Source organism: Massilia sp. 01N417, from assembly GCF_056399645.1.
This window is the reverse complement of sequence record NZ_JBFTRS010000011.1, coordinates 165,067-179,751: the sequence shown is the minus strand read 5'-3', so window position 1 is coordinate 179,751 and position 14,685 is coordinate 165,067. Positions and strand designations below refer to the sequence as shown.

Genomic DNA, 14,685 nt, shown 5'->3' with positions numbered 1-14,685 from the left:
AGCAGGCATTGCAGGTAAGACAGCCAGCATGCCTTCTTGCGCAGGCGCGCGAGCGGCGTGCCCGTCAACGCGTTATGGCTGCGCCGGCAGCCGAGGCAGCGAAAACGCTGCAGGCCGCTCGCCTGGCCGCAGCGGTGTTTGCGGGGACAGCCACAATGCGGACACGGCCGTCCGGCTGCGGCTTGTTCGATCAGAGCGATGCAGGCGCCAGGGTGCGCGATGCGCGCGATCCATTCCCGCAGCCGTGCCACGTCCGAGGTAGCCAGGCTTGCCGCCGTCAGCAAGCCGAACAGTTGATCGAAGGTCGGGCTCGGCATCGTCACTCCACATGAGTTAACTCGACAATGCGTATGACCTGCACAACCCGTTTCAGTTCACATAATTAACGCGCACACAGCCTTTTTTTTGTCTTTCAATTCGCGCCGCCTGCCTGCATTTCGCGCCGCACTGCCGCACTTCGTCGCAAGCCGCCGCGGCCGGGCGCCGGATTGCCTAGAGTGCCCCCATCGACAACGACAACCAGGGAGCACAGCATGCACATCGCGATCCGCGGCACCATCCTCACCCTCATCCTCGCACCTATCCTTTGCACCGCCGGCGCCCAGGCCGCCGACCTCACGATCCGCATCGACAACGTCGAGAACAACGACGGCCAGCTGATGGTCGCGCTGTACGACGGCGCCGCCGGCTACCTGAAGCAGCCGGTCCGCAAGACTTCGGTGGATGCCGTCGCCGGCAGCACCACGGTGGTGTTCAAGGACCTGGCGCCGGGCGACTACGCCTTCTCGGTCCTGCACGACGCGAACGGCAACGGCCGCATGGACACCAACCGCATGGGCCGGCCGACCGAGGCGGTCGCCTTCAGCAAGGACGCCCAGGGCTTCATGGGCCCGCCCTCCTTCGAGGCCGCCAGGTTCACGGTGCCGGCCGACGGCGCTTCCGTCAGCGCCAGCCTGCGTTAAGGCCTATGGCTTGTGGTAATTTCTCGGTTGCTCAACAAGGAGAAACGATGCCGACCCACCCCGTCCGTGCCAATCACCCGCTGGACATGTTCGCCCTGTTCCGGCGCTGGCCCGCGTCGACGCGGCGCAACCTGGTCTATACGGCCCTGTGGAGCAGCCTGATCGGCATCGCATTGACGGTCCTGTTCGCGCTCACGGGCACGCGCAGTGCCGTGCCCACCCCGAAACTGCTGGGCATGACGCTGCTGACCTCGAACACGATCGGCTTCCTGATCCACGGCGCCCTGGCCGCCCTGCGCCGGATCGCCCCGCAAGCCGCCGCGCGCCGATCCTGGGCGATGCGCACCTGCCAGGTGCTGCTGATCGAATGCTGCGCCGTGCTCGGCTTCACCGTGCCGGACGCCCTGCTGCATGGCGTCGATCCCTACACCGCCCTGGTGCGCGACGGCGCTCTGGCGCCCATGTTGCCGATGGGCCTGATCGTCACCGCCATCACGATGGCGATCCTGGCCACCAACGAGCGCCGGCTGGCGCGCGAGACCGCCGCCGCCCAGCAGCAGCAACAGATCGCCGAGGCCGGCCAGCTGCTGGCCGAAGCCCGCCTGCGCACCTTGCAGGCCCAGATCGAACCGCACTTCCTGTACAACACCCTGGCCAACGTGGTCAGCCTGATCGGCAGCGAGCCCGATCGCGCCAGGCACATGCTGGAACGCCTGATCGACTTCCTGCGCGCCAGCCTGGCCGCCAGCCGCGCCGACCAGGCGACCCTGGGCGCCGAGCTCGACCTGGCCGCCGCCTACCTCGACCTGCTGGCGGTGCGCTTGGGCCCGCGCCTGCGCTGGCGCATCGAGGCCGACGCAGGCTGCCGCGGCGTGAACATCGCGCCGATGCTGATCCAGCCGCTGGTCGAGAACGCGGTCATGCACGGCATCGAGCCGAAGATGGAAGGTGGCGAGATCCTGGTGTGCGCCGCCTGTGCGGCGGGTGTCCTGTCCGTCGAAGTCAGCGACGACGGCATGGGACTGGGCGCCGCGCCGCCACGGCCCGGCGGCGGCGTCGGCCTGTCGAACCTGCGCGAGCGCCTGCGCAGCCTGCATGGCTCCAAGGCTCAGCTACAATTATTGGAAAACCAGGCCAGCGGCGTGACTTCGCGCCTGCTGTTGCCACTGCCACCGCCATCGCCACTACCACTGGACCAAGCGTGACCACCGCCCTGCTCGCCGACGACGAACCCCATCTGCTCTCCTATCTCGAGGAGCAGCTCGCCCTGGCCTGGCCCGACCTGAAGGTGGTCGGCCGCGCGCCCAACGGCGTGGAGGCCCTGCGCCTGATCGACGAGCTGGCGCCCGACGTCGTCTTCCTCGACATCCAGATGCCCGGCCTGAATGGGCTGCAGCTGGCCAGCCGCCTGAGCGCCGGCGGCGCGTCCCCGCGCGTGGTCTTCACCACCGCCCACGAACAGTACGCGCTGCAGGCCTTCGACAGCGAAGCCTTCGACTACCTGCTCAAGCCGATCCGCCTGGAGCGCCTGCAGCGCACCGTGGGCCGCCTGAAGGAGACGCTGGCGCAGCCGCCTGAACGCTCCGCACCGGCGCCCGCGCCGGAAACCGCCGCCCAGCTGGCCGCGATGCTGCGCCAGCTCGGCGTGCCCGTCCCCAACGCACCGGCAGCGGCGGCCCCCTCGGCACCGCTGCAATGGATCCGCGCGGCGCAAGGCCAGGAGACGCGCCTGATCGCGGTCGACGAAGTCATCTACTTCCAGAGCAACGACAAATACACCAGCGTCTTCATCGCCGACGGCGAACACCTGATCCGCACCCCGCTGCGCCAGCTGCGCGAACAGCTCGACGAGCAGAAGTTCTGGCAGATCCACCGCGGCGTCATCGTCGCCGCCCGTCACGTGGCCGGCACCCGCACCGACTTCCGCGGGCGGCTGCTGGTCAAGCTCAAGGGACGGCCGGAAGAGCTGGTGGTGAGCCGCAATTACGCCGACCTGTTCAGGCAGATGTAGCGCCCGGCCGGCGCATCCTTCACGTGGCCTCGAAAGGCCCCAGGTAATCCAGCTTGCCGATCTTGACGCCCTGGTTGCGCAGGATGTCGTAGGCGGTCACGACGTGGAAATAAAAGTTCGGCAGCGCGAAGCTCAGCAGGTAGCTCTCGCCGCTGAAGGTGGCGCCGAAGCTGCCGAATTTCAGGCTGACTTCGCGGTCCTCGCCGGCATCGACCTGGGCAAGGTCCACGCCCTGAAGATAATCGATCGTATTCGCGATGCGCTGCTGCAGCTGCGCGAAGCTGGTCTCGTCGTCGGCGAACTTCGGGGCGTCGCCGCCGCTGAGGCGCTGCACCGCGAACTTCGACGCATCGCTGGCGCGCTGGACCTGGGCGGACAGCGGCAGCATGTCCTCGGCCAGACGTGCGCCCAGCAGCGCTTCGGGCGCGATGCCGGCCTGGGCGGCGTGCTCCTCGCCTTTCTTCAGCAGGTCGGACAGGACGTTCAAGCCGCGCACGAAGGCCGGCACGGATGCTTTGGACAGGGACAGGGCCATCATTTCTCCTCGTTATGGTGAAAATAGTTTAGCTGGTTTCGGGCGCAAGGGTGCGGGCGTACTGCCGAGAGATTCGGCTGGCGCCCCGCTTTCCGGCATCTAGAATGAATTTACGTCACGCATGCAGTGGCGAGGAGAATGCCATGCTTCAAAAATATCTGGCCGAATTCATCGGCACCTTCTGGCTGGTGCTCGGCGGTTGCGGCAGCGCCGTGCTGTCCGCAAAATTTCCCGAGGTCGGCATCGGCCTGGCCGGGGTCGCGCTGGCCTTCGGGCTGACCGTGCTGACGGGCGCCTATGCGCTCGGACCGATCTCGGGCGGCCACTTCAATCCTGCGGTGACGGTCGGGCTGTGGGCCGGCGGCCGCTTTCCTGCGCGCCAGATCGCGCCCTACATCGTGGTCCAGGTTGCGGGCGGCATCGTGGCCGCCGCCGTGCTGTACGCGATCGCCAGCGGCAAGCCCGGCTTCGATGCAACGGCCGGCTTTGCCGCCAACGGCTATGGCGAGCACTCGCCCGGCAACTACTCGCTCGGCTCGGCCCTGATCACCGAAGTCGTGATGACCTTCATGTTCGTGCTGGTCATCCTCGGCGCCACCCATACCCGCGCCCCGGTCGGCTTTGCCGGCCTGGCGATCGGCCTGGCGCTGACCCTGGTCCACCTGATCAGCATCCCGGTCACCAACACCTCGGTCAACCCGGCACGCAGCACCGGACCGGCCCTGTTCGCCGGCGCCTGGGCGCTGTCGCAGCTATGGCTGTTCTGGCTGGCGCCGCTGCTGGGCGGCGTCCTGGCCGGCGTACTGTACCGAGGCGTGCTGGAACGCGAGGTGCCGGAACCGGACGTGGCGGGCCGTCCGGAAGGCGGATGGCGGCCGGTCCACCATTAGCGCGGCGCCACGAAGCGGAAGGTCGGCTCGATATTCATCGCGTGCAGGCGGCGCACGATGTCTTCGAGCGTGGCGTCTTTCAGCAGCGGGCCGTCCGGTGCGGCGGCCTTTGACCGTACCGGAGCAGGTGCGCCCGGCGGTGCCTGCAGCACGAAGGCTTCGGCGGCCAGCGCATCGCTTGCCGCCGTCGATACCGGTTCGGCGGGTGCCGGTGCGGGGGCAGCCGCGGGCGCCTGGCGCTTTTCGAGCACGCGCAAGGCGTTGCGGAACTGGTCCTCGGCGATGCTTTCCACGCTCTCCAGGAAGCCGGTCTGCCCCGCCAGCGGCGGCGCCATCTCCAGCCCCGATTCCTCGGCAAAGGACGCACCCATGCCGGGATGGATGAAGGCGGCCCACTTGCCGCTGCGTGGATTCAGGCAGGGCGGCAGGTAGACCGGCGCGGTGGCAGCGTCCGGCGCCAGCTCGACTCCCGGAAAATAGGTCTTGCGCAGCAGCTCCAGGAAATCCTGGGCTTCGCCGGCCGGCACTGGCGTCTCCAGCGACAGCCACAGGCGGTAGGCGCTGGCGCCATCAATGCTCACCGCCGGCGCCGGCAGCCCCAGCTCGGCCTGCAGGGCATTCGCCACCACGCACAGGCGGTCCCAGTGGCCGGCCTCGCCGTCGCCGAAGATCTTACGGAAGGGAATGGCCAGCGCGCGCACCAGGCCATCCGCCGTCGTCAGCTTGATGGCGAGGGTGGTCTTGCCGAGGATGTGGGACGCCAGCACTTCGCGGGTCACGGATTCGGGCGCCAGGTAGAGGCGCGCCAGTTCTGCGATCAGTTTTTCCATATGGGTTCCGTGGGTGCTCAGGCCGGCTTGCCGCGGCGGACGGCGTTCTTGCCGAGGGCGGCCAGGTCGAGGTCGGCGTCGCCATGGTCGATGGCTTCCTTCAGCACGCCGAGCAGGCTGTCGCCGAAGGCCAGCGGCAAGCCTTTATCGTGCCCCGCTTCCACCGCCAGCCGCACGTCCTTCCGGCCCAGCGAGAGCTTGAATCCGGCAGGGCTGTAGCGCTGCTCGGCGATCATCCCGCCATAGCCCTTGTACACGGGCGAGCCGGCGAACAAGGTGCTCGTGATCAGGTCGATGAAGCCGGCCGCCGGGATGCCGTGCGCGCCGGCCAGCGCCGCCCCTTCGCCCATCGCTTCGATCGCGCAGGCCAGGGTCAGGTTGCAGGCCAGCTTGATGGCGTTCGCCTGCTCCGGCGCCTCGCCGAAGCGCCAGGTCTTCTGGCCCATCAGCTCGAGCAGCGGCTGCACGCGCGCAATCAGTTCGTCGGCGCCGCCGGCCAGGATGTTCAGCTTGCCGGCTGCGGCCACGTCCACGCGGCCCAGTACGGGCGCGGCGACGTAGCCGATGCCCTTCTCCACGTGCAGGGCCGCCATCTCGCGCGCGAAGGCGACGGAGACCGTGGCCATGTTGACGTGAATGCTGCCCGGCGCCATCGCATCCAGCACGCCGCCGTCGATCATCACGGCGCGGGTCGCATTGTCGTCGGCCAGCATGCTGAAGACGACGTCGGCGATGCCGCACTCGGCGGCCGTGGCGGCCGGCTTGGCGCCCTTGGCCGAAAGCAGCCGCACCGGCTCCGGATTGCGGTTCCAGACGTGGACCGGCTGGCCGGAGCGCAACAGGTTGGCGGCCATGTGCTGGCCCATGGCGCCAAGGCCGATGAATCCGATGGTCATGTGAATGCTCCTTTATCCGAACAGCGAACGAAAGCGATATTAGAGCAGCAATCATGAATGTCCGCAGGACGGAATGCGCATCCCATGCGCTGCGCCGCCTGCCGCCGCCGCACGCTAAGCTGGCTGCTCCCCAGGTCCCGCACGAACTCCATGGAAATTGCCGCTGTCACTTGCCTGTTCCTGCTGGTCGCCACGACCTTCATCCACTACGAGGTGCTGCGCCTGCTGAGCGCGCTGCTGCCCACCCTGCGCGTGCAGCCGCGCCTGCAGCTCGTCTTCGTCATCTTCGGCGCCTTCGCCGCCCACTTCACCGAGATCCTGCTGTATGGCGGCGCCTACTACCTGCTTGCGACCGCCTTCGGCGTCGGCAGCATGGGCGAACCGGGCCACCTGCCCTTCACGCGCTGCCTCTACTTTTCGGCCGAGACCTATACCACGCTTGGTTACGGCGACGTGCTGCCGCATGGCGACCTGCGCCTGCTGGCGGGGCTGGAGGCCCTGAACGGCATGCTGCTGATCGGGTGGACGGCGTCGTACACCTATCTGTCGATGGAGCGGTTCTGGGGCCGGGGGCGGGATGCATAGCCGGCCTTTCCAGGGCGCTCGTTTAGTCGGCAAACATAAACTGGCCCGGAAATGTGAAACTTTATTGAGCTCATCGGCTTCCTCTGTATAAATTGCTTAGGGTTCAATAACTGGAAGAGGCCATGAACGCAGCTCTCGGAATCCTTCGCCGCCGTCTCATTCAGGCCGCCGCAATGGCGGCCTTGGCCGGCTTCGGCGCCGCCCAGGCGCAACATGGCGGCGCGCCCTCGTCCGCACGATCGGCCGTCGACCTGGCCAATCCCCTGGTCGGCACCGCCCCTCTCGACCAGCCGGCCTTGATCGGCAACGCGCCGCCAGCCGGCGAACTGCTGTATTCGGGACTGACCTCGCCGGGCGCGCGGCTCCCCCAAAGCAAGACCGAGGCGGCACCGGTCAATGTCAACGTCGACCTCAGCTATCCCATGGGCGTCGACGCTTCCTACGCCTATGCCAATCCGACCATGATCGGCTTTACCGGCGGGGGCTCGGCCTATGGCGCCCAGGCCGCGCCGATCGTCATGCCGGTGGTGGGCGACTGGACCGTGCCGCCGAGCTATACGCAGGCTTACTACGMCAAGGCGACCGAGAAGGCCTCGCCCGGCTATTACGCGGTCGACCTGGCCACCTTCCGTACCAGGGTGGAACTGACGGTGACGCGGTCGACCAGCCTGATGCGCTTCACCTTCCCCGAGAGCCGGCGCGCCAACGTCGTCATCGACCTGCGCCGCGCCGGCGGCAAGGTGGAGGTGGTCGGCGACCGCAAGATCGTCGGCCTTGCCACGCGCAAGGACAGCGGCCCGGCCGCGGATGGCCCATGGTTCGTCGCGGAGTTCTCGCGCCCATTCACGGGCTTCGGCACGTTCCGCGCAGTCCACGAGGGCCAGTGGGGCGTGCTCGGCGACAAGGACGTCGAGGCCGGCCGGCGCACCGTATCCGGCGGCAATGCCGGCGCCTACCTGACGTTCGCGACGCGGGCGGGCGAGCAGGTGCTGATGCGGATCGCCCACGGCTACAGCGCCGCCGAAGCCGAGCAGCGCCTGCGCGACGAGGCGGCGGACTGGAATTTCGAGCGTGTGCATGCGCAGGCGCGCGCCACCTGGGCAGAACTGTTCGACCGCGTGGAGGTCAGCGGCGGCACGCCGAAGCAGCGCATGCTGTTCTATTCGACCCTGTACCACTCGTTTGCCAGCCCGTGGCTGGTTGCACGCAAGGGCGAGCCGTTCACCGATGCCGCCGGCCATACCGAAGCGGCCGCCTACGACCACTACGGGCCGGTACCGTTCTGGGACACGGGCCGCAACCAGATCGCGCTGCTGATGCTGCTCGAACCGCAGGTCGTGCAGGACATCATGCGGTCCGAACTCGACATGGCCCGTGAACGCGGCTACATGAACACCTCCTTCCACGGCGACCATGCGGTGCTGCTCTATGACGGCGCCATGCGGCGCGGCATCCCCTTCGACTACGCCGCGGCGTATGCCTACCTGCGCAAGAATGCGCTTGATCCCAAGGGTCCGCGCGGCTACCTGGCCGAGTACATGCAGAATGGCTGGATCTCGGACCTCATCCCGCCGGGTAATCCCAGCCCGCCCTACGCGGGCGGCAAGGCCGGCGTCGCCAAGACACTGGAATATGCCTGGGATGACTACGCGCTGTCCGACATGGCGCGCCGGCTCGGCAAGCTTGATGACGCGCAGATGTTCCTGCGCCGCGCCGCCAACTACCGGAACGTGTTCGATGCCTCGACGGGATTCATGCGCGGCCGCACCGACGACGGCAAGTGGATCTCGCCCTTCGACCCGGGTGAGCCCTATTACAACTTCATGATGAAGGAAGCCTCGGGCTGGTCCACGCTGTGGCTGGTGCCGCAGGACGTGCACGGCTTGATCGGCCTGCTCGGCGGACGCGACGCCTTCAACGCCAAGCTCGACGCCTTCTTCTCCACGCCCTACACGCCCAAGGGCATCTGCCGCGACTGCACCGGCATGATCGGACAATACGTGCAGGGCAACCAGCCGGACCAGCAGGCGGCCTACCTGTATGCGTGGAGCGGCCAACCCTGGAAGACGCAGGCGCTGGTCCGCCGCATTCTCGACCAGCTGTACGGCAGCGATGCCAGCGCTTACGCCTACCCCGGCATGGACGACCAGGGCTCGACCTCGTCCTGGTATGTCATGAGCGCGATGGGTTTCTACCCGGTCGATCCTTCGACCGGCGACTACATCCTGGGCAGCCCCCTCTTCGACCGGGTTCGCCTGCACCTGGGCAATGGCAAGGTGTTCGAGATCGTCGCGCGCAACAACTCGGCCCGCAACCTCTACATCCAGTCCGCGACCTTCGACGGCAAGCCCTGGACCAGGCCGTGGTTCAGCCAGGCCGACATCGCGAACGGCGGCACGTTCGTGTTCACGATGGGCCCGGAACCGAACCAGGCCTGGGGCGCCGACCCGCGGCAGGCGCCGCCGTCAATGTCGGGGAAGCAGGCAGGGTCCTTGAAATAAAATCCTGGACGTTACACCACGGCGGCGCCGAACGACTCGGGCCGCCGTGCAAGCAGATGGGACAGCCGTTGAAGACCCGCCTGCAAGCGTCCACGGTCCTTGATGCTGCCCAGGGAGATCCGGATTGCATTCACCGATCCGCTGCCGGTGGCGAATGCCTCCGCCGGCGTGACTGCGATGCCCTCGCTATCGGCTGCACGCGCAAGCTGCGAGGAGTTCCAATACGCCGGCAAATCGATCCATACATGCAGGCCGTCTCCGGCGCCGCCGTAGCGCCCCGCCAGGATGTCCCGCGCCATCCGGTGGCGCAGGCGCGCCTCCTTGCATACGCCCGCCATCAATGCGCCGGCCGAACCATCGAGGATCCACTGGGTGGCCAGTGCGGCCGTCAGGGGCGCGGCCATCAGCGCGAATGATCGTAGCGCGACCAGGAAACGTTCGCGTTCGTCCGGGTCGCGTACGAGCACGAAGGCGACCCGCAAGCCTGGTGTCAGGCATTTCGACAGGGTCGAGATGTAGACCACCTGTTCCGGGGCAAACGAGGCAATCGGCCGTGGCGGGGCATCGGCAAGGAGCCAGTAGGGATCGTCCTCGACGATGCGTACATTGCAGCGCTTGGCGATGCCGGCGAGCTCCTTGCGCCGGCGTTCCGGCATCGTAATGGCGGTCGGGTTCTGCAAGGTCGGATTGAGGTAGACCAGCCCGGGCTTGTGCCGGCGGCACGCTTCCTCGAGCATCCCGGGCAGCATCCCGTGCCTGTCCACTTCCACCGCGATGAGGCGCCGGCCGAACTGGGTCGCCGCGGCGCGCAAGCCGGGATAGGTCGTCGGCTCTGCCAGGATGGCATCGCCAGGCGCCGTCAGCGCGAGGATCAATGCGGCGATCGCCGCCTGCGCACCCGGACAGACGACAAGCTGGCGGGAATCCAGTTGTCCGAACATCGGTGCCAGCCAGGTGGCGCCGGCCTTGCGGTCGGCATCGCTTCCCCCGCCCAGGTGGTAAGTCATCAGCAATTCATTATCCGCCCTCATCAATACTTGAGACAAACCCTGTCTCAGCATGTCGTCGAAGTCCACGCCGTCCGGCGGTGGCGGGGTATTCATGCTCAGGTCGAGGATCGAGGTCAATTCGACTTTCGGCGCCGCGACATAGGTGCCCCGGGCGCCGCGGCCCTCCAGCAAGTTGCGGCGCCTGGCTTCGTCGTAGGCGCGCGTGATCGTCGTCAGGTCGACGTCCAGCTGTGCCGCCAACCGGCGCTGCGGGGGCAGCCGGTCGCCCGGTTTCAGCGATCCGTCCGCCACCGCCGCCTGCAAGGCATCCGCAATCTGCAGGAAACGCGGTCCTTTGTTCCCGGCCAGTCGCGGCAGCCAGCTTGGCAGATCCTCATCTTGTATGGTTCTCAACTGGGACATTTTGTCTCAATGTATGGAAATTGCTTTTAAGTAGAATGCCTCAGAACCTGCAGTAATACCATCCTTGCACCGCGGTCGCTGGCGTTTTCCCATCTCTCACCTCTCTTCTCTCATCTGCATCGGCAAATCATGGACTGGATCCCAATCGTCTTCGTCATATTCAAGTTTCTCGTGCTCGCCACGGGCATGTTCTTCGCCATCAAGTGGCATTACGATCAAGGGAAGAAGGATAAGGACAAGAAGAAGGAGGCACGCGCGGTGCTGCGCGCGGGTGTCAAGGTGGCCGCGATCTTCGTGCTGTCGCTGCTTGGCCTGGGGCTCGTCACCTTCGAGCTGATCAAGATACTCGGTATGTAAGCACGAACAGCGCAAAAAAAAACCGGAACACAAGGTTCCGGTTTCGATACTGCAGCCAGCTAGCGGCTCAACGCTTGCGCGGCGGCGGCAGGTCGGTGCAGACGCCTTCGTAGGCTTCCGCCGCCATGCCGATCGACTCGCCCAGGGTCGGGTGCGGGTGGATGGTCTTGCCGATGTCCACGCCGTCCGCGCCCATCTCGATCGCCAGGGCGATCTCGCCGATCATGTCGCCGGCGCTGGTGCCGACGATGGTGCCGCCGACGATGCGGTGGGTCTCGGCGTCGAACAGCAGCTTGGTGAAGCCTTCCGAACGGCCGTTGGCCACGGCGCGGCCAGAAGCGGCCCACGGGAAGTGGCCCTTCTCGACCTTGATGCCCTTGGCCTTGGCTTCGTCTTCGGTCAGGCCGACCCATGCCACTTCCGGATCGGTGTAGGCCACCGACGGGATCACCTTGGCGTCGAAGAAGGCCTTCTCGCCATGCGCGGCTTCGGCGGCGACGTGGGCTTCATGCACGGCCTTGTGCGCCAGCATAGGCTGGCCCACCAGGTCGCCGATCGCGAAGATGTGCGGCACGTTGGTGCGCATCTGGCCGTCGACCGGGATGAAGCCGCGGTCGGTGACCGCCACGCCGGCAGCTTCCGCGCCGATCTTCTTGCCGTTCGGGCTGCGGCCCACGGCCACCAGCACCAGATCGTAGACCTGGGCTTCCGGCGCCGGCTGGCCCGCTTCCGCCGCTTCGAATGTCACCTTGATACCCTCCGGCAGCGCTTCCACGCCGACGGTCTTGGTCTTCAACATGATGTTGTCGAAGCGGTGGGCGTTGAACTTCTGCCAGACCTTGACGGCCTCGCGGTCCGCGCCCTGCATCAGGCCATCCATCATCTCGACCACGTCGATGCGCGCACCCAGGGTCGAGTACACGGTTGCCATCTCCAGGCCGATGATGCCGCCGCCGATCACCAGCATGCGCTTCGGTACCTGGCGCAGTTCCAGCGCGCCGGTCGAATCGACGATGCGCGGATCTTCCGGCACGAAAGGCAGCTTCACGACCGCCGAACCGGCCGCGATGATCGCCTTCTGGAACCGGACGACTTTCTTGGTGCCGTCCGGACCGGTCACTTCGATGTGGTTCGGGCTCAGGAATTGTCCGACGCCTTGCACCACATTGACCTTGCGCGCCTTGGCCATGCCGGCCAGGCCGCCGGTCATGGTCTTGATGACCTTGTCCTTGTAGGCGCGCAGCTTGTCGATGTCGACGCTAGGTGCGGCGAAGCTGACGCCGATGTCGGCCATGTGCGCGGTCTCGTCCATGATGTGGGCCACGTGCAGCAGCGCCTTGGACGGGATGCAGCCCACGTTCAGGCAGACGCCGCCCAGGGTCGCGTACTTCTCGACCAGTACGGTGTTCATGCCGAGGTCGGCGGAGCGGAAGGCGGCCGAGTAGCCGCCCGGGCCCGCGCCCAGCACCATCATTTCGCACTCGACGTCGACCTGGCCGCCGTAGCTCGAGGCGTTCGGCGCCGGCACGGCGTTCGGTGCGGCCGCATCGGCCTTATGGGCCGGTGCGTAGGAATCGGTCGGGGCGGCGGCGGCGGTCGGTGCGGCGGCCTGGGCGCCGATCTGCGCTGCCGGCTTGTCCGAGGCCGGTGCGGCCGGTGCCGATGCGCCGGCGCCGGCTTCTTCCGACACGGTCAGCAGCAGCGAACCTTCGTTCACCTTGTCGCCGACCTTGACCTTCAGTTCCTGCACGACGCCGGCGTGGGTCGACGGGATCTCCATGCTGGCCTTGTCGGACTCCACGGTCACCAGCGACTGGTCGACCTTGATGGTATCGCCCGGCTTGACCATCAGTTCGATGACCTCGACGTCCTTGAAATCGCCGATATTCGGGACTTTGACTTCCACGGTGCTCATCTTGTCGGCTCCTTACAGCAGCGTCTTGCGCAGGTCGGCCAGGACGTCGGCCAGGTAGGCGGCGAAGCGGGCCGCACCGGCGCCGTCGATCACGCGGTGATCGTAGGACAGTGCGATCGGCTGCATCAGGCGCGGCTGGAAGGTCGAGCCGTCCCAGACCGGCTTCATCGCCGACTTGGACAGGCCCAGGATGGCCACTTCCGGTGCGTTGATGATCGGCGTGAAGTTGGTGCCGCCGATGCCGCCCAGCGACGAGATGGTGAAGGTCGCGCCCTGCATGTTGGCCGGCGACAGCTTGCCTTCGCGCGCCTGCGCGGACAGCTCGCCCATCTCGGTGGCGATCTGCGAGACCGATTTCTTGTCGGCGTCCTTGATGACCGGGACCACCAGGCCGTTCGGCGTGTCCGCCGCGAAGCCGATGTTGTAATACTGCTTCAGGATCAGCGCGCCGTTCGGCTCGTCCAGCGAGGCGTTAAATGCCGGGAACTTCTTCAGCGCGGCAACCGATGCCTTGATCACGAAGGCCAGCATGGTCAGCTTGACCGGCGACTTGGCTTTCGCGTAAGCGGCGTTGGAGTCGACACGGAAGGCTTCCAGGTCGGTCACGTCGGCTTCTTCGAAGTGCGTGACGTGCGGGATCATGACCCAGTTGCGGTGCAGGTTCGGGCCCGAGATCTTCTTGATGCGCGACAGCGGCTGGGTTTCGGTCGGACCGAACTTGCTGAAGTCCAGCGACGGCCACGGCAGCAGGTTCATGCCGGCGCCACCGCCGGCGGCTGCCGGTGCGGCGGTCGGGCCCGCGGCCATCACGCCCTTCACGAAGCCCTGCACGTCCTGCTGGGTGATGCGGCCTTTCGGGCCGGTGCCCTTGACCTTGCCCAGGTCGACGCCGAGTTCGCGCGCGAACTTGCGCACGGACGGCGATGCGTGGGCGCTGGCGAAGCTCGGGGCCGGGCCGGACGATGCTGCGGCCGGAGCAGCTGCAGCTGCCGGTGCTGCTGCCGGTGCGGCGGCGGCCGCCGACGGCGCGGCTGCCGCAGGAGCCTGAGCGGCCGCGGCAGGTGCGGCGCCGGCTGCCGCTTCGACCAGCAGCACCAGCGAACCCTCGCCGACCTTGTCGCCCACCTTGACCTTGATTTCCTTGACGGTACCGGCGTGGCTGGATGGGATCTCCATGCTCGCCTTGTCCGATTCGACCGTGATCAGCGACTGGTCGACCTTGATCTGGTCGCCCGGCTTCACCATCACTTCGATGACTTCGACTTCCTTGAAGTCGCCGATGTCCGGCACGGTGACTTCGACGATGCCGCCCGATGCCGCCGGAGCGGCTGCTGCGGGTGCCTGCGCCGCAGCCGGAGCCGGTGCAGCGGCTGCAGGCGCCGAAGCAGCAGCGGCCGGCGCCGGGGTCGCCGCACCAGCGGCTTCTTCGACGGTCAGCACCAGCGAACCTTCGGCGACCTTGTCGCCGACCTTGACCTTGATTTCCTTGACGACGCCCGCATGGCTGGAGGGGATCTCCATGCTGGCCTTGTCCGATTCCACCGTGACCAGCGACTGGTCGACCTTGATGGTATCGCCCGGCTTGACCATCAGCTCGATGACTTCCACTTCCTTGAAGTCGCCGATGTCGGGGACTTTGACTTCCACAATGCTCATGTTTGTTAGCTCCGTATTTTTGTCATAGGCTTCAGAGGGCCGTCATCCCCGTGAAAACGGGGATCCATACTGAGCTGAGCAAAGTCGCGTACGTCGGCAACTTCGGATTCTCAGCATGGGTTCCCGCTTTCGCGG

14 protein-coding genes are annotated in these 14,685 nt (G+C 66.8%); 7 read left to right on the top strand and 7 right to left on the bottom strand.

Features of this window, described 5'->3' with window-relative positions; genetic code table 11:
• A partial coding sequence (locus tag AC1DOQ_RS14095) for a transposase (protein ID WP_477364979.1) occupies positions 1 to 317 on the bottom strand: 317 nt, incomplete at its 3' end.
• Between the two features lie 216 nt (positions 318 to 533).
• Between AC1DOQ_RS14095 and AC1DOQ_RS14090 the strand changes: the two genes are divergently transcribed.
• Genes AC1DOQ_RS14090 through AC1DOQ_RS14080 form a run of 3 tightly spaced genes read left to right on the top strand, consistent with a single transcriptional unit; the run spans position 534 to position 2,973 of the window.
• Positions 534 to 962, top strand: a complete 429-nt coding sequence (locus AC1DOQ_RS14090; protein WP_477364976.1) for a DUF2141 domain-containing protein — start codon at positions 534 to 536, stop codon at positions 960 to 962.
• Between the two features lie 47 nt (positions 963 to 1,009).
• Positions 1,010 to 2,167, top strand: coding sequence for a sensor histidine kinase (locus tag AC1DOQ_RS14085; protein ID WP_477364973.1), 1,158 nt, complete (start codon positions 1,010 to 1,012; stop codon positions 2,165 to 2,167).
• Positions 2,164 to 2,973, top strand: a complete 810-nt coding sequence (locus AC1DOQ_RS14080; protein WP_477364970.1) for a LytR/AlgR family response regulator transcription factor — start codon at positions 2,164 to 2,166, stop codon at positions 2,971 to 2,973. The genes AC1DOQ_RS14085 and AC1DOQ_RS14080 overlap by 4 nt, the downstream gene beginning before the upstream one ends.
• Positions 2,974 to 2,992: 19 nt before the next feature.
• Here the strand turns inward: AC1DOQ_RS14080 and AC1DOQ_RS14075 are convergent, their stop codons facing one another.
• Entirely contained in the window at positions 2,993 to 3,508 is a 516-nt protein-coding gene (locus AC1DOQ_RS14075; protein ID WP_477364994.1) for a DUF1993 domain-containing protein, read from the bottom strand.
• Between the two features lie 143 nt (positions 3,509 to 3,651).
• On the opposite strand from AC1DOQ_RS14075, the gene aqpZ reads away from it, so the two are divergent.
• On the top strand, positions 3,652 to 4,398 hold the full coding sequence (gene aqpZ / locus AC1DOQ_RS14070) for an aquaporin Z (RefSeq protein ID WP_477364967.1): 747 nt from the start codon (positions 3,652 to 3,654) through the stop codon (positions 4,396 to 4,398).
• On the opposite strand, the gene AC1DOQ_RS14065 is transcribed toward aqpZ, so the two are convergent.
• Both AC1DOQ_RS14065 and AC1DOQ_RS14060 read right to left on the bottom strand, forming a co-directional pair.
• The gene (locus AC1DOQ_RS14065; RefSeq protein ID WP_477364965.1) at positions 4,395 to 5,228 is read right to left on the bottom strand and encodes a hypothetical protein; all 834 of its coding nucleotides are present in this window, start codon (positions 5,226 to 5,228) and stop codon (positions 4,395 to 4,397) included. The two genes, aqpZ and AC1DOQ_RS14065, sit on opposite strands and share 4 nt — an antisense overlap.
• A 17-nt stretch (positions 5,229 to 5,245) precedes the next feature.
• Complete coding sequence (locus tag AC1DOQ_RS14060) at positions 5,246 to 6,124, bottom strand: NAD(P)-dependent oxidoreductase (protein ID WP_477364962.1); 879 nt, start codon at positions 6,122 to 6,124, stop codon at positions 5,246 to 5,248.
• Between the two features lie 150 nt (positions 6,125 to 6,274).
• Between AC1DOQ_RS14060 and AC1DOQ_RS14055 the strand changes: the two genes are divergently transcribed.
• Together AC1DOQ_RS14055 and AC1DOQ_RS14050 are read left to right on the top strand one after the other, a co-directional pair.
• Positions 6,275 to 6,709 (top strand): potassium channel family protein, encoded by a 435-nt coding sequence (locus AC1DOQ_RS14055; protein ID WP_477364958.1) that lies wholly within the window; start codon positions 6,275 to 6,277, stop codon positions 6,707 to 6,709.
• 173 nt (positions 6,710 to 6,882) lie between these two features.
• Positions 6,883 to 9,210, top strand: a complete 2,328-nt coding sequence (locus tag AC1DOQ_RS14050; RefSeq protein ID WP_477364955.1) for a GH92 family glycosyl hydrolase — start codon at positions 6,883 to 6,885, stop codon at positions 9,208 to 9,210.
• Between the two features lie 11 nt (positions 9,211 to 9,221).
• Here the strand turns inward: AC1DOQ_RS14050 and AC1DOQ_RS14045 are convergent, their stop codons facing one another.
• The gene (locus tag AC1DOQ_RS14045) at positions 9,222 to 10,622 is read right to left on the bottom strand and encodes an aminotransferase-like domain-containing protein (RefSeq protein WP_477364952.1); all 1,401 of its coding nucleotides are present in this window, start codon (positions 10,620 to 10,622) and stop codon (positions 9,222 to 9,224) included.
• A 129-nt stretch (positions 10,623 to 10,751) separates the two neighbouring features.
• Here AC1DOQ_RS14045 and AC1DOQ_RS14040 point away from each other — a divergent pair, with 129 nt between their 5' ends.
• Positions 10,752 to 10,979, top strand: a complete 228-nt coding sequence (locus tag AC1DOQ_RS14040) for a hypothetical protein (protein WP_477364950.1) — start codon at positions 10,752 to 10,754, stop codon at positions 10,977 to 10,979.
• A 67-nt stretch (positions 10,980 to 11,046) separates the two neighbouring features.
• Here the strand turns inward: AC1DOQ_RS14040 and lpdA are convergent, their stop codons facing one another.
• The gene (gene lpdA, locus AC1DOQ_RS14035; RefSeq protein WP_477364948.1) at positions 11,047 to 12,894 is read right to left on the bottom strand and encodes a dihydrolipoyl dehydrogenase; all 1,848 of its coding nucleotides are present in this window, start codon (positions 12,892 to 12,894) and stop codon (positions 11,047 to 11,049) included.
• A gap of 12 nt (positions 12,895 to 12,906) precedes the next feature.
• Positions 12,907 to 14,550 carry a dihydrolipoyllysine-residue acetyltransferase gene (gene aceF, locus AC1DOQ_RS14030; RefSeq protein ID WP_477364945.1) on the bottom strand — a complete coding sequence of 548 codons (1,644 nt, stop codon included), beginning with the start codon at positions 14,548 to 14,550 and terminating at the stop codon, positions 12,907 to 12,909.
• Between the last annotated feature and the right edge of the window lie 135 nt (positions 14,551 to 14,685).

What these genes read in the sequence shown, in the direction of transcription:
- AC1DOQ_RS14045 (WP_477364952.1), bottom strand. Translation starts at nt 10,622, where the DNA reads ATGTCCCAGTTGAGAACCATACAAGATGAGGATCTGCCAAGCTGGCTG.
- AC1DOQ_RS14055 (WP_477364958.1), top strand. Translation starts at nt 6,275, where the DNA reads ATGGAAATTGCCGCTGTCACTTGCCTGTTCCTGCTGGTCGCCACGACC.
- aceF (WP_477364945.1), bottom strand. Translation starts at nt 14,550, where the DNA reads ATGAGCATTGTGGAAGTCAAAGTCCCCGACATCGGCGACTTCAAGGAA.
- AC1DOQ_RS14075 (WP_477364994.1), bottom strand. Translation starts at nt 3,508, where the DNA reads ATGGCCCTGTCCCTGTCCAAAGCATCCGTGCCGGCCTTCGTGCGCGGC.
- AC1DOQ_RS14060 (WP_477364962.1), bottom strand. Translation starts at nt 6,124, where the DNA reads ATGACCATCGGATTCATCGGCCTTGGCGCCATGGGCCAGCACATGGCC.
- aqpZ (WP_477364967.1), top strand. Translation starts at nt 3,652, where the DNA reads ATGCTTCAAAAATATCTGGCCGAATTCATCGGCACCTTCTGGCTGGTG.
- AC1DOQ_RS14085 (WP_477364973.1), top strand. Translation starts at nt 1,010, where the DNA reads ATGCCGACCCACCCCGTCCGTGCCAATCACCCGCTGGACATGTTCGCC.
- AC1DOQ_RS14090 (WP_477364976.1), top strand. Translation starts at nt 534, where the DNA reads ATGCACATCGCGATCCGCGGCACCATCCTCACCCTCATCCTCGCACCT.
- AC1DOQ_RS14040 (WP_477364950.1), top strand. Translation starts at nt 10,752, where the DNA reads ATGGACTGGATCCCAATCGTCTTCGTCATATTCAAGTTTCTCGTGCTC.
- AC1DOQ_RS14065 (WP_477364965.1), bottom strand. Translation starts at nt 5,228, where the DNA reads ATGGAAAAACTGATCGCAGAACTGGCGCGCCTCTACCTGGCGCCCGAA.
- lpdA (WP_477364948.1), bottom strand. Translation starts at nt 12,894, where the DNA reads ATGAGCACCGTGGAAGTCAAAGTCCCGAATATCGGCGATTTCAAGGAC.